At 68.4% G+C, this 11945-nt stretch carries 12 protein-coding genes and 1 tRNA gene; 7 read left to right on the top strand and 6 right to left on the bottom strand.

Translation table 11 applies throughout. The features are described 5' to 3' along the window. Positions 1-102: 102 nt before the first annotated feature. The 3 genes from D6T63_RS15265 to D6T63_RS15255 all read left to right on the top strand — a co-directional run bounded on the left by D6T63_RS15265 (position 103) and on the right by D6T63_RS15255 (position 1380). Positions 103-738, top strand: a complete 636-nt coding sequence (locus D6T63_RS15265) for a hypothetical protein (RefSeq protein WP_120149917.1) — start codon at positions 103-105, stop codon at positions 736-738. A gap of 36 nt (positions 739-774) precedes the next feature. Continuing rightward, positions 775-848, top strand: a tRNA-Arg gene (locus tag D6T63_RS15260). A 124-nt stretch (positions 849-972) separates the two neighbouring features. After that, the gene (locus D6T63_RS15255; RefSeq protein ID WP_120149916.1) at positions 973-1380 is read left to right on the top strand and encodes an NUDIX hydrolase; all 408 of its coding nucleotides are present in this window, start codon (positions 973-975) and stop codon (positions 1378-1380) included. On the opposite strand, the gene D6T63_RS15250 is transcribed toward D6T63_RS15255, so the two are convergent. Further along, on the bottom strand, positions 1377-3284 hold the full coding sequence (locus D6T63_RS15250; RefSeq protein ID WP_120149915.1) for an ABC transporter ATP-binding protein: 1908 nt from the start codon (positions 3282-3284) through the stop codon (positions 1377-1379). The genes D6T63_RS15255 and D6T63_RS15250 overlap by 4 nt on opposite strands. 219 nt (positions 3285-3503) lie before the next feature. Here D6T63_RS15250 and D6T63_RS15245 point away from each other — a divergent pair, with 219 nt between their 5' ends. The 3 genes from D6T63_RS15245 to D6T63_RS15235 all read left to right on the top strand — a co-directional run bounded on the left by D6T63_RS15245 (position 3504) and on the right by D6T63_RS15235 (position 5833). Further along, on the top strand, positions 3504-4325 hold the full coding sequence (locus tag D6T63_RS15245; protein ID WP_120149914.1) for an amino acid ABC transporter substrate-binding protein: 822 nt from the start codon (positions 3504-3506) through the stop codon (positions 4323-4325). Between the two features lie 70 nt (positions 4326-4395). Next, positions 4396-5055 carry an amino acid ABC transporter permease gene (locus D6T63_RS15240; protein ID WP_120149913.1) on the top strand — a complete coding sequence of 220 codons (660 nt, stop codon included), beginning with the start codon at positions 4396-4398 and terminating at the stop codon, positions 5053-5055. Continuing rightward, positions 5042-5833 carry an amino acid ABC transporter ATP-binding protein gene (locus tag D6T63_RS15235; protein WP_120149912.1) on the top strand — a complete coding sequence of 264 codons (792 nt, stop codon included), beginning with the start codon at positions 5042-5044 and terminating at the stop codon, positions 5831-5833. The genes D6T63_RS15240 and D6T63_RS15235 overlap by 14 nt, the downstream gene beginning before the upstream one ends. Before the next feature lie 19 nt (positions 5834-5852). Here the strand turns inward: D6T63_RS15235 and fdhD are convergent, their stop codons facing one another. Next, complete coding sequence (fdhD, locus tag D6T63_RS15230; RefSeq protein WP_120149911.1) at positions 5853-6680, bottom strand: formate dehydrogenase accessory sulfurtransferase FdhD; 828 nt, start codon at positions 6678-6680, stop codon at positions 5853-5855. An 88-nt stretch (positions 6681-6768) separates the two neighbouring features. Between fdhD and D6T63_RS15225 the strand changes: the two genes are divergently transcribed. Further along, positions 6769-9093 (top strand): FdhF/YdeP family oxidoreductase, encoded by a 2325-nt coding sequence (locus D6T63_RS15225; RefSeq protein ID WP_120149910.1) that lies wholly within the window; start codon positions 6769-6771, stop codon positions 9091-9093. A 70-nt stretch (positions 9094-9163) separates the two neighbouring features. Here the strand turns inward: D6T63_RS15225 and D6T63_RS15220 are convergent, their stop codons facing one another. Genes D6T63_RS15220 through D6T63_RS15210 form a run of 4 tightly spaced genes read right to left on the bottom strand, consistent with a single transcriptional unit; the run spans position 9164 to position 11826 of the window. After that, the gene (locus D6T63_RS15220; RefSeq protein WP_120149909.1) at positions 9164-10423 is read right to left on the bottom strand and encodes a molybdopterin molybdotransferase MoeA; all 1260 of its coding nucleotides are present in this window, start codon (positions 10421-10423) and stop codon (positions 9164-9166) included. Further along, positions 10420-10704 (bottom strand): DUF6457 domain-containing protein, encoded by a 285-nt coding sequence (locus D6T63_RS19560; RefSeq protein ID WP_220725951.1) that lies wholly within the window; start codon positions 10702-10704, stop codon positions 10420-10422. Before D6T63_RS19560 ends, D6T63_RS15220 begins: the two co-directional genes overlap by 4 nt. A 16-nt stretch (positions 10705-10720) precedes the next feature. Then, positions 10721-11332: a molybdenum cofactor guanylyltransferase gene (gene mobA / locus D6T63_RS15215; RefSeq protein ID WP_235830785.1), complete on the bottom strand. Its 612-nt coding sequence runs from the start codon at positions 11330-11332 to the stop codon at positions 10721-10723. Then, on the bottom strand, positions 11329-11826 hold the full coding sequence (locus D6T63_RS15210; protein ID WP_120149908.1) for an HNH endonuclease: 498 nt from the start codon (positions 11824-11826) through the stop codon (positions 11329-11331). The genes mobA and D6T63_RS15210 overlap by 4 nt, the downstream gene beginning before the upstream one ends. Positions 11827-11945: the final 119 nt, after the last annotated feature.

The raw sequence follows: 11945 nt of genomic DNA, 5'->3' as shown, positions 1-11945 counted from the left end.
CAAGTCTAGGCCGTGCCCCCGACACTCTCCCTTACACCCGGAACCTCGGGCGCTTCCGCCGGTATACCTCGGCGGCTACCGGATATCACCCATACTGGAACGGTGGCAAAGACGAGGGCACAGATCGCACGCAGGTACGCTTCCCGCGCCCCGGCGCCCTCCGCCCCCGGGCCGACCGGTGGACGCAGCAGCCAGAAAAACAACGGGACCCTCGTCCTCGTCGCTGCTGCGGCGGCCTCGCTACTCCTCTTCTGGTACTTCCACCTGCTGACCCTGGGACAGATGACGCAGCTCGCCGACGGCCTCACCATGCCGGACATGCTGGTGGGCGGGTACGACGCCGGCTACGTGCAGCGCCTCCGCGAGGCGATGGACGACGACGCCCGCGGCCAGTTGAGTTACCTGCACAAGACGGCCGGAACTCTTTTCCCCCTCATTTTCGCGTTCGCCTGGCTACTGCTCGTCCAGCTCAACGCAGGGCGACGGTGGCTCCGCTGGGTACTGTGGTCGCCCGTGATCCTGTTCGTCGTCGTCGACCTGTGGGAGAACATCGCCATCGACGCCGTGCTGGCGCAGGCCTCGCCGGACGCCGGTGCCGTGGGCCTGGCCTCGACGCTCACGGTCCTGCGCTGGGCACTGCTCGTGCTGAGCCTCGTGGCGGGCGCGGTGTCCGTCTTCCTGCCGCGGCACCTGCGTGCCCGTCCGGACGGCGCGGACACCACGACACGGAACGGGTAAGCTGGGACCGCCGGATCGGGAATACACCGTTTCCGCGCCTCTGTAGCTCAGTAGGATAGAGCGTCCCTCTCCTAAAGGGAAGGTCGTCGGTTCGAATCCGGCCAGGGGCACGAGCGTTCGGCGACTACCGCCGCACAGCGGGGAGGATGGGCTTCTGCCCATCCTCCCTTTTCGTCGGGGTCGTTCCTCGTGGCCGGTGCAAGGTCGGAGCGGGTGGAAAGGGGTGGGCGTGTGATGATCACCGTCACCGCCCTGTGCCTCCTCGACGAGGCGAACCGCTTGCTGCTGGTGCGGAAGCGCGGGACGTCGATGTTCATGCAACCCGGCGGGAAGCCGGAGCCGGGCGAGACTGCTGCGCAGACCGGTGTCCGGGAGCTGTCCGAGGAACTCAGCCTCACCGTCCCGGCCGAGGAACTCACGCTGATCGGCACCTGGGAAGGGCCGGCGGCGAACGAGGCCGACACCCTCCTCATCGCCACGGTGTTCCTCTGCCCGTTGACGGCGGAACCCCGTCCCGCTGCCGAGATCGAGGAGCTGGACTGGCTCGATCTCGGACAGGCGTCCGGACGCCACGACCTTGCCCCACTGCTGACCGACTACGTCATCCCCCGCCTGCGGGACCGCAGGGACGCCCGGGCCTAGACGCCGGTCAGCGCCTCGGGCTCCTCGTCCATCGCCACGTTCTTCTGCACGGCGAACTGGGTGCGGTGCAGTTCCTCGTACCGTCCGCCCAGCGCGAGCAACTCGTCGTGCGTCCCGCGCTCCACGATGGAGCCGTCCTCGACCACGAGGATCAGGTCGGCGCTCCGGATCGTGGACAGGCGGTGTGCGATCACCATCGCCGTGCGACCCTCGAGCGCCTCGCTGAGCGCCGCCTGCACGGCCGCTTCCGACGTCGAGTCGAGCGCCGCCGTCGCCTCGTCGAGGATGACGACGCGCGGCTGCGCGAGCAGGAGCCGCGCGATGGTCATGCGCTGGCGTTCGCCACCCGACAGCCGGTAGCCGCGCTCACCGACCATGGTGTCCAACTGGTCGGGCAGTGACCGGACGAGAGTCTCCAGGCGCGCACGCCGGACCGCGTCCCAGACCTCGTCCTCCGTGGCCTCGGGCCGGGCGAGGCGAAGGTTCGAGAGGATGGTTTCGTGGAACAGGTGCCCGTCCTGCGTGACCATACCGAGGGTGTGCCGCATCGACGCGAACGTCACGTCCCGCACATCGGTGCCGGACAGCCGGACCGCGCCGCTGTCGACGTCGTACAGGCGTGCCAGGAGCTGGGCGATGGTGGACTTGCCGGCTCCCGAGGTGCCGACCAGGGCGACCGTCTGTCCGGGTTCGATCCGGAAGGACACACCGTGGAGCACCTCGTCGCCGCCGCGCGTATCGAGCGTCGACACCTCCTCGAGGGACGCCAGCGAGACCTTGTCGGCGGACGGGTAGGCGAAGCGGACGTCGTCGAACTCCACGGTGGCGGGACCCGCCGGGACGGTGACGGCGTTGGGCTTCTCCTGGATGAGCGGCTCGAGGTCGAGGACCTCGAAGACACGCTCGAAACTGACGATGGCGCTCATGATCTCGACCCGCGCATTCGCCAGGCTGGTCAGCGGCGCGTAGAGCCTCGTGAGCAGGAGGGCGAGCGTGACGACCTCGCCGGTATCGAGCTGGCCCCTCAAGGCGAGGAAGCCGCCCAGGCCGTAGACCAGGGCCAGGGCCAGTGCGGAGACGAGCATCAGGGCCGTGAAGAAGACGAACTGCAGCATCGCGGTCCGTACCCCGATGTCCCGCACGCGTGCCGCGCGGACGCGGAACTCCTCGGCTTCCTCGTCCGGCCTGCCGAACAGCTTGACGAGCGTGGCGCCGGGGGCGGAGAACCGCTCGGTCATCTGCGTGCTCATGGCCGAGTTGTGGTCGGCGGCCTCGCGGCGGAGAGCGGCAAGGCGGCTGCCCATGCGCCGCGCCGGGACCAGGAAGATGGGCAGCATGACGACGGCGAGGACCGTCACGAGCCAGGAGGTACTCAACATCACCGCGAGGGTGAGGACGAGCGCCACGAGGTTGGTGACGACGCCGGAGAGGGTTCCGCTGAAGGCCTGCTGCGCGCCGATGACGTCATTGTTCAGGCGGCTCACGAGGGCACCGGTCCGCGTGCGCGTGAAGAAGGCGATCGGCATCTTCTGCACGTGGTTGAAGACGGCGGTGCGGAGGTCGAGGATGACGCCCTCACCGATGCGCGCCGAGTACCAGCGCGTCACCAGGGACACCGCGGCGTCCGCGACAGCCACCAGCGCGATCACGACGGCGAGCCGCACGACGGTGCGGACCTCGCCCTGCGCCACGATCACGTCCACCACCTGACCGGCCAGGACCGGCGTGGCGACGGCGAGGAACGCCCCGGCGACGGACAGGACGATGAAGAGGACGAGCTTGGACCGATAGGGCACCGCGAAGGTGAGGATGCGACGCACCGACTCCTTCGAGAAGCCGTGCTTGCCGTCCTTCGCCGTGGAAATCTTGTACAGCGAGCTCCAGGCCGCGCCTTCCATGCTCATAGCTTTTCCTTCCATGGATGCCAGTTCCAGCTTAGGCCGCTGGTTCCTGGACCCCCGCCGCAATACTTCGGAACAATAAGTACATGCTCCGGTGTTCACCTCAGTAGTGTTCGACTCCGGTCCCGGCCGGGTGGAGCGGATGCACCTAGGCTTCAAGCCTTCGTCGGTTCCTCCCATTCCCACCCGCCGTGCCCGTTCCACCAGACCGAAGGAATTCCCATGAACAACCGCCTGTCCATCCTTGGTGCCGCTGCCGCCCTCACCTTCGCGCTCGCCGGCTGCGGGTCGTCGTCGACCCCTGCAGGCGAAGGGGGATCCTCGGAATCCGCGGCGTCGAATTCGCTGCAGGAGATCCAGGACTCCGGTGTCCTCACCGTCGGCACCGAGGGCACGTACAAGCCCTTCAGCTTCCACGAGGACGGCAGCGGCGAGCTCACCGGCTACGACGTCGAGGTCATCACCGCCGTCGCGGAGAAGATGGGCGTCGAGGCCGAGTTCGAGGAGACCCAGTGGGACGCGATCTTCGCGGGCCTCGAGGCCGGCCGGTTCGACGTGATCGCGAACCAGGTCTCGATCACGGACGAGCGCAAGGAGACCTACGACTTCTCCGAGCCCTACACGGTGAGCTCCGGCGTCATCGTCACCAGCGCCGACAACAACGACATCTCCTCGTTCGAGGACCTTTCGGGCAAGACGACCGCGCAGTCCCTGACGAGCAACTGGTACGAGCTCGCGACGGAGAGCGGCGCGAACGTCGAGCCCGTCGAGGGCTGGGCGCAGTCGGTCACCCTCCTCGAGCAGGGCCGCGTGGATGCGACCATCAACGACGAGCTGACCTACCTCGACTACCAGAAGACGAACAACAACGAGGGCATCAAGATCGCGGCCACCACCGACGAGACCTCCGAGAGCGCGGTCGCCGTCGTCAAGGGCAGCACGGAACTCGTCGACGCCATCAACACGGCCCTCGGCGAACTGCGAGCCGACGGCACGCTCACCGAGATCTCCGAGAAGTACTTCGGCTCCGACGTCAGCGAGTGATCCCGTCGAAGGGCCGGGGAGGGCCGCTCCCCCCTGGGTACGGGGGCGCACCGGCCGGAGGAGCTGACTGATGGACTGGGAACTGCTGCGCACGTCCTTCTGGCCGATGCTCTCCGGCGGCCTGGCGGGCACCATCCCGCTGTCGCTCGCCTCCTTCGCCATCGGCCTCGCGCTGGCTCTCGTCGTCGCGCTCATGCGCATCAGCGGGCAGCCGGTCCTCTCGGCCATCGCGCGGTTCTACGTCTCGGTCATTCGCGGCACCCCGCTGCTCGTGCAGCTGTTCGTCATCTTCTACGGGCTTCCCTCGATCGGACTGACCATCGATCCGTGGCCGAGTGCGATCATCGCGTTCTCCCTCAATGTCGGCGGCTACGCGGCCGAGATCCTGCGCGCCGCCATCCTGTCCGTGCCCAAGGGCCAGTGGGAGGCGTGCCACACCATCGGCATGTCCCGCACCCTGGCCCTGCGCCGGGTCATCCTGCCGCAGGCAGCACGCGTGTCCGTACCGCCGCTGTCGAACACCTTCATCAGCCTCGTCAAGGACACGTCCCTGGCGTCCGTCATCCTCGTGACGGAGCTGTTCCGCGAGGCCCAGCAGATCGCCGCGTTCTCGCAGGAGTTCATGCTGGTCTACGTCGAGGCCGCAGCAATCTACTGGGTCTTCTGCCTCGTCCTGTCCAGCGGCCAGTCCGCACTCGAGAAGAGGTTGGATCGCTATGTCGCCCACTGACCCGCTCCTTCCGCCCGCCACCGAAGGACCGCTGCTGACCGTCTCGGGCCTGCAGAAATCCTTCGGTGACAATCAGGTCCTGACGTCGATCGACCTAAACCTCGACAGCGGCCAGGTTGTGGCCCTCGTCGGGCCCTCCGGTTCCGGCAAGACGACCGTCCTGCGCTGCCTCAACGGGCTCGAGACGCCCGACGGCGGGACGGTGGCCTTTCGGGGCGGGCCGTCGCTGGACTTCGCCGGCAGGGTGTCGAAGAAGGATGCACTGTCCCTCCGCGATCGCAGCGGCATGGTCTTTCAGAACTACAACCTCTTCCCGCACATGACCGTCCTCGAGAACATCATCGAAGGCCCCGTGCAGGTGCAGACACGGCCTCGGCGGGACGCCGTCGCGGACGCGGAGCGGCTCCTCGACCGGGTGGGCCTCGCGTCGAAGCGGGACGACTATCCCTTCAACCTGTCCGGCGGCCAGCAGCAGCGCGTGGGGATCGTCCGCGCACTGGCGCTCCAGCCCGATCTGCTGCTCTTCGACGAGCCGACCTCGGCCCTCGATCCCGAACTGGTCGGCGAAGTGCTGACCGTGATCAAGGAGCTGGCCGAGGAGAACTGGACCATGGTGATCGTGACGCATGAGCTCGCCTTCGCACGCGAGGTCGCGGACGAGGTGGTCTTCATGGACGGCGGAGTCGTCGTCGAGCACGGCCACCCCGACCAGGTGCTGCGCAATCCGCGCGAGGAGCGGACGCGCCGCTTCGTCCAGCGCCTGCTCAATCCGTTCTAGGCGCTTCCCCGCCCAGACCTCAGGCCGTGATGCGGTCCGGGTGCGAGTAGCAGTTCAGGGACGTCCCGCGGCTGAATCCGACGAGCGTGAGGCCGGTGTCGTCCGCCAGGTCAGCCGCGAGCGACGACGGCGCGCTGACGGCCGCCAGCACCGGGATGCCCGCGAGCTGCGCCTTCTGCACCAGCTCGAAGGACGTCCTGCCCGAGACCTGCAGGATCGTTCCGCGAAGGGGCAGCATCCCCTCCCGCAGCGCCCAGCCGACCACCTTGTCGACTGCATTGTGCCGGCCCACGTCCTCCCGCAGGCACAGGAGCTCTCCCTCGGCGGAGAAGAGACCGGCGGCGTGCACGCCGCCCGTCCGGTCGAAGAGCTTCTGGCTGGCGCGCAGCCGGTCGGGCAGGGATGCGAGGATCCCGAGGTCGACGGACGCGGTGTCCTCGCGGAGGTCGAACCGGGACGATTTCCGGACAGCGTCGATGGACGCGGTACCGCAGATGCCGCAGGAGCTCGACGTGTACACGTGGCGCTCCATGGCCGTGTCCGGCAGTTCGACACCGGGCCGGAGCTGGGCCTCCACGACGTTGAAGGTCTGCTGGCCGTTGTCGTCCACGCCGGCGCAGTACCGGAGGCTGGGAAGCTGGCCCGGCTCCCAGACCACGCCCTCGGACACCAGGAAACCGGCCACGAGGTCGAAGTCATCACCCGGGGTCCGCATGGTCACGGTGAAGGCCCGACCGCCGAGGCGGATCTCCAGAGGTTCCTCCCCCGCCAGGACGTCTTCACGGCGCCCGGTCTGCGCTCCGATCCGGAACTTGGTGATGCGGCGACGCTGCGTGACCCGGTTCATCGACTCTCCTTATCTCGGCCCTATGATGAGGTTAGTTGACCCCAGACACCACGTGGTGCGTCGACTTCGACACGAGGATGTGGACAGCGTGGCAACCAAGGCGCCCAAGGACAATATCGACGAGTCCGAACTGGCGGTGGGGGCCCGGAAGACGCGGGCGGTAGGACTTCCCGCGGTCATCAATTCGCTGAAGATCTCGATCGACCAGATGGGCCCTGTCCGCAGTGCCCAGACGCTCCTCGCCGTCAACCAGGTCAAGGGTTTCGACTGCATGGGCTGCGCCTGGCCCGAGGGCGACAAGCGGCACACCGCCGAGTTCTGCGAGAACGGCGCGAAGGCCGTCGCCGAGGAGGCGACGCGCCGCACCGTTCCGCCGTCGTTCTTCGCCGAGCACTCCGTCGAGGATCTCCTGACCCACGATGACTACTGGCTCGGCCAGCAGGGACGACTCACGCACCCCATGCTGCTCGACGACGGCGGCACGCACTACCGTGCCGTGTCCTGGGACGAGGCGAACCAGGTCATCGTGGACGAACTCGGAGCACTGGACAGCCCGGACGAGGCGGTCTTCTACACGTCGGGACGCACCTCCAACGAGGCTGCCTTCCTGTACCAGCTGATGGTGCGGGGTATCGGCACGAACAACCTGCCGGACTGCTCGAACATGTGCCACGAGTCCTCGGGATCGGCGCTCAACGAGACGCTCGGGGTCGGCAAGGGCACCGTGTCGCTGCTCGACCTCGACACCGCGCCGCTCATCATCATCGCCGGGCAGAACCCCGGCACCAACCACCCCCGCATGCTGACGTCGCTGGAGAAGGCGAAGAAGAACGGCGGGGCCATCGTGGCCATCAATCCGCTGCCCGAAGCCGGCCTCATGCGGTTCGAGAACCCGCAGAACCCGCTGGGACTGCTCGGCACGCGCTTCGGCGGCGGGACCGCACTGGCCGACGACTTCCTGCAGATCCGCATCGGCGGTGACCAGGCCCTGTTCCGCGGCCTCGGCAAGCACCTGCTCGAGCGCGAGGAAGCCACGGGCACGGTGTTCGACCACGCCTTCATCGCCGAGCACACCCTCGGCCTCGAGGACTATCTCGCCAGCCTGCGCGAGACCAGCTGGGACGAGATCACCACGGCGAGCGGCATCTCCAAGGCGGAGATCACGAAGGTCGGCGACCGCATGATCGCCTCCCCGGGCACGATCGTCTGCTGGGCCATGGGCCTGACGCAGCACAAGCACTCCGTCTCCACCCTGCGCGATGTCGTGAACGTGCTCCTGCTGCAGGGCAATGTCGGCAAGCCCGGCGCCGGCGTCTGCCCGGTCCGGGGCCACTCGAACGTCCAGGGCGACCGCACCATGGGCATCTTCGAGCGCATGCCTGCAGCCTTCCACGACGCCCTGGACAAGCGGTTCCGTTTCGAGTCGCCGCGTCGGCACGGCTATGACACGGTGGCCGCAATCCGTGCCATGCGTGACGGAACGGCGAAGGTCTTCATGGGCATGGGAGGCAACTTCGTCCGGGCGACGCCGGACACCAACGTCACCGAGCGGGCACTGCGGAACACGCGGCTGACCGTGCAGGTCTCGACGAAGCTGAATCGCTCCCACCTCGTCACCGGCACGCGCGCACTGATCCTCCCCGCCCTCGGCCGCACGGACAAGGACACCCAGTCCGGCGGCGACCAGCGCGTCACCGTCGAGGACTCGATGAGCGCGGTGCACGCGTCGACCGGACGGCTGAAGCCCTCGAGCTCGGAGATGCGCTCGGAGATCGCGATCGTCTGCGAGCTCGGCGACCGCCTCTTCGCGCGGGAGGACAGCCCCTTCCGGAACAACGCACCTCAGCTCGACTGGACGGCCGCGCAAGCCGACTACCGCGTCATCCGCAGGCACATCAGCGCGGTGATACCGGGCTTCGACGACTTCGAGGACCGTATCGACAAGCCCGGCGGCTTCGTCCTGCCGAACGGGCCGCGTGACAGCCGGACCTTCACCACCGCCACGGGCAAGGCGAACTTCACCGCCAACACCCTCGAGTACCCGCAGGTCCCGGCCGGCAGGCTCATCCTGCAGACCCTGCGTTCGCACGACCAGTACAACACCACGATCTACGGCAAGGACGATCGCTACCGCGGCATCTCCAACGGACGCCGCGTCGTGTTCCTCAGCCCGGAGGACATCGCGGAGGCAGGGCTCGACGACGGCGACATGGTCCACCTCGTCTCGGAGTGGGCCGACGGCGTCGAGCGCCGCGCCGAGGACTTCCGCGTGGTCGCCTACTCGACGCCCAAGGGCTGCGCTGCCGCCTACTACCCGGAGACGAACGTCCTGGTGCCCCTCGACTCGACGGCGGACATCAGCGGCACGCCGACGTCGAAATCCGTGATCATCAGGGTCGAGAAGGCCGCCTGACGAGAGGGCAGCCTGACGCGAGGGGTGCCGGCCGGGAGATCGGCGCCCCTCGCCGCTTGCCCGGAACCTGTCAGACGACCCAGGGCAGGGTCAGTGCCGGTACGCCGTCGCCCGCCTCGCAGCCTTCGCCCGGCACCACGAGGACGCCGTCCGCGGAGGCCAGCCCCCGCAGCATGCCCGACCGCTGATGGGTACTCGGTACTGCCCGGCCGGCTTCGAGGCGATACGGCACGAGTCGGCTCCTGCCGTGCAGGGGCTCGAAGGCGTCCGCGCTCGTCACCGTGACGGGATCGGTCAGGGGAGACCCGCGGAGTCCGGCGAGCAGGGGTCCGGCCACGGTGAGCATGGCCATCATCGCGGCAAGCGGGTTCCCGGGGAGTCCCACGAGGAAGCGACCGTCCGGCAGGCGTGCCAGCAGTGTCGGGTGCCCTGGCCGCATCGCGATGCCGTCGATGATCATCTCGGCGCCCAGCTCCATGAGGGCCCGGCGGATGTGGTCCGCGGACGAGCTACCGGTTCCGCCGGTGGTGATCAGCACGTCGCCCGAGGCCCTCACCAGCGAGAACTCATCCGTGGCCTCGGCGCTGATGGCCGCCACGACGTCGTCGAGGTCGTCCTTCGCGCGGCCGGCGACGTCGACATGCCCGCCCAGCATCGCCACGAAGCCGGGCAGCTGCGGCCCGAAGGTGTCGCGAACCTGGCCCGCGTGGGGCAGCCCGTGGTCGATGACCTCGTCACCGGTCATGAGCAGGGACACGCGCGGCGCCCTGAGGACCGCGAGGGTGTCGTGTCCGCACACCGCGGCGAGCGCGATCTGCGCCGGATTCAGGACGACACCGGCGGGTACCGCCTCGGAGCCTTCCTCGGCCTCCTCCCCCGCGGGCCGGACATGCTCGTGCAGCGACGGCTCGTCGGGGCGCGCGGACTCGTTGCGGTCAAGGACGTTCCCGCGGATGGCGCCATGCTCGGTCCTGAGGATGCCGACGGCGTTCTGAGGGACGACACCGCCCGTGAGGATGAAGGTCGCCTCTCCCGGGGCGAGTGACACCTCCCCGGAATCGGAGTGCGGGGATGGCCTTCCCCGGGGGTGCTCCTCCGGCTCGGCATGACTCACGAGTGTCCAGGGCGCGTCCCCGTTCACAGCCCAGCCATCCATCGCCGACGATGCGTAGTGCGGAATGGACTGCAGGGCGTGGATAGGTTCGGCGAGGGTCTGACCGAGGCCGTCCGCGAGGTTGACGGTCTGGAACGGCAGTGGCCTACCGGCACCGTGCGCGAGGGCCCGGGCGGTCTTCCAGTCGACGTTGCGCGCCGCGGTTGCCTCGCTCATTCGGAACCGCCGTCCGTCGCTGCTTCCGCGCACAGGGCATCGGCCACCGCCATGGCGGACCGCATGGCCACCTGTTCCTCGGCCTGACCGCTACCGACGGCAAGGCCGGCAGCGTATCCGACGACGAACGTCGTCAGCGGTGCCGCCGGACGCACCACGCCGTGGGCGGCCTTGCCGGCCAACCCGAGGACGGCATCGATATCAACCTCCGCCCCGTCGATCTCGAAGGCGGCAAGCAGCTTCCCGGTCCAGTCCTGCAGCAATTTCTGACGGTCGTCCATGGGCCCTCCGGGCGTACTAGGGGACGTCGATGCCCAGCGCTCGCGCGTCATTCCAGGTGTCGACGTCGTGCGTCGTGCCCGGTGGAACCGGGACCGGTCTGGTCCTCACAGTAGCAAGGAGGCTGCGCATCGACAGATTGTCCGCGGTCCCGCCGGCGAGGACGGCGTCGATGCCTGACGCCAGGTCCGCGGTCCGGTACAGCGCGGCCAGCGGCTGGTCCCGGCCGTCGTCGACCGCTACCAGCGAAAATGAGTCGTCGGCGGCTGCCTCCGCGAGCAGGATGTCGAGCAGGCCACCGACACGGGGCATGTCGCAGGCGACAACAGCGCACCAGGGTGCCCGGGGGCCTTCGAAGCTCAGAAAGCCGGCGACGAGGGCGGCCGCAGGCCCCGCGAACGCGGGCTCCTCCCGCACGAACGTCGGGGACCCGACCAGGGCCGGCGTCGTTCCCGCACCCGGATCCGGACCGACGACGACCACCAGGCCGGCACCCACGAGGGCGGAGCATGTCCGCTCGAGAAGGGTCTGCCCGTCGAGGATCAGTCCCGCCTTCGGGACGCCGCCCAGGCGGGAGGACCGGCCACCTGCGAGGACGACGGCGTCGAACCGGAGGGCGTTCGCCGTCATGCAGCGGTTTCCGCGAGGAACTCGGACCACTGGGGTGCGGGCTTCTCCAGTTCCCTGATCTGCCATTGGGGTCCACGCGGGGGAAGGGGGACGATCCGCAGGCTCCAGCCAAGGCTGCCCAGCGTCTTGTCGCCCTTGGCGTTGTTGCACTTGAGGCAGCACGCCACGAGGTTCTCCCAGGTGTCCTTCCCTCCACGGGATCTCGGCATGACGTGGTCGATGGTCGAGGCGGTCTTGCCGCAGTAGGCGCACAGATGATTGTCCCGGCGGAGGACACCACGTCTCGTGGCCGTCACATCGTGCCGGTACGGGACCTTCACGTACCGGTTGAGCAGGATTACCGAGGGCCTGCCCAGAATCTCCGTCGGTCCCACGATCGGCTCCTCGTCCTCGGCGACGACGCTCGCCTTCCCGGTAAGGACAAGCACCAGCGCCCGGCGGAACGTGATGACCGCCAGTGGTTCATACCCTGCATTCAGAACAAGAGTGCGCATACAACTTGCCTCTTTGCTGACCTGTTCCCCGCAACCAGTTGCCATCCCGGGGTTCGGGAGAAGTGCTTCGGATTGACACTGCAAGGGTAATCCGGAGACCGGGCGCGGGCTAATCGCCG

This window comes from Arthrobacter cheniae (genome assembly GCF_003602275.1).
GTDB classification, from domain to species: domain Bacteria; phylum Actinomycetota; class Actinomycetes; order Actinomycetales; family Micrococcaceae; genus Arthrobacter_D; species Arthrobacter_D cheniae.
This window is presented reverse-complemented; position numbering and strand designations above follow the sequence as displayed.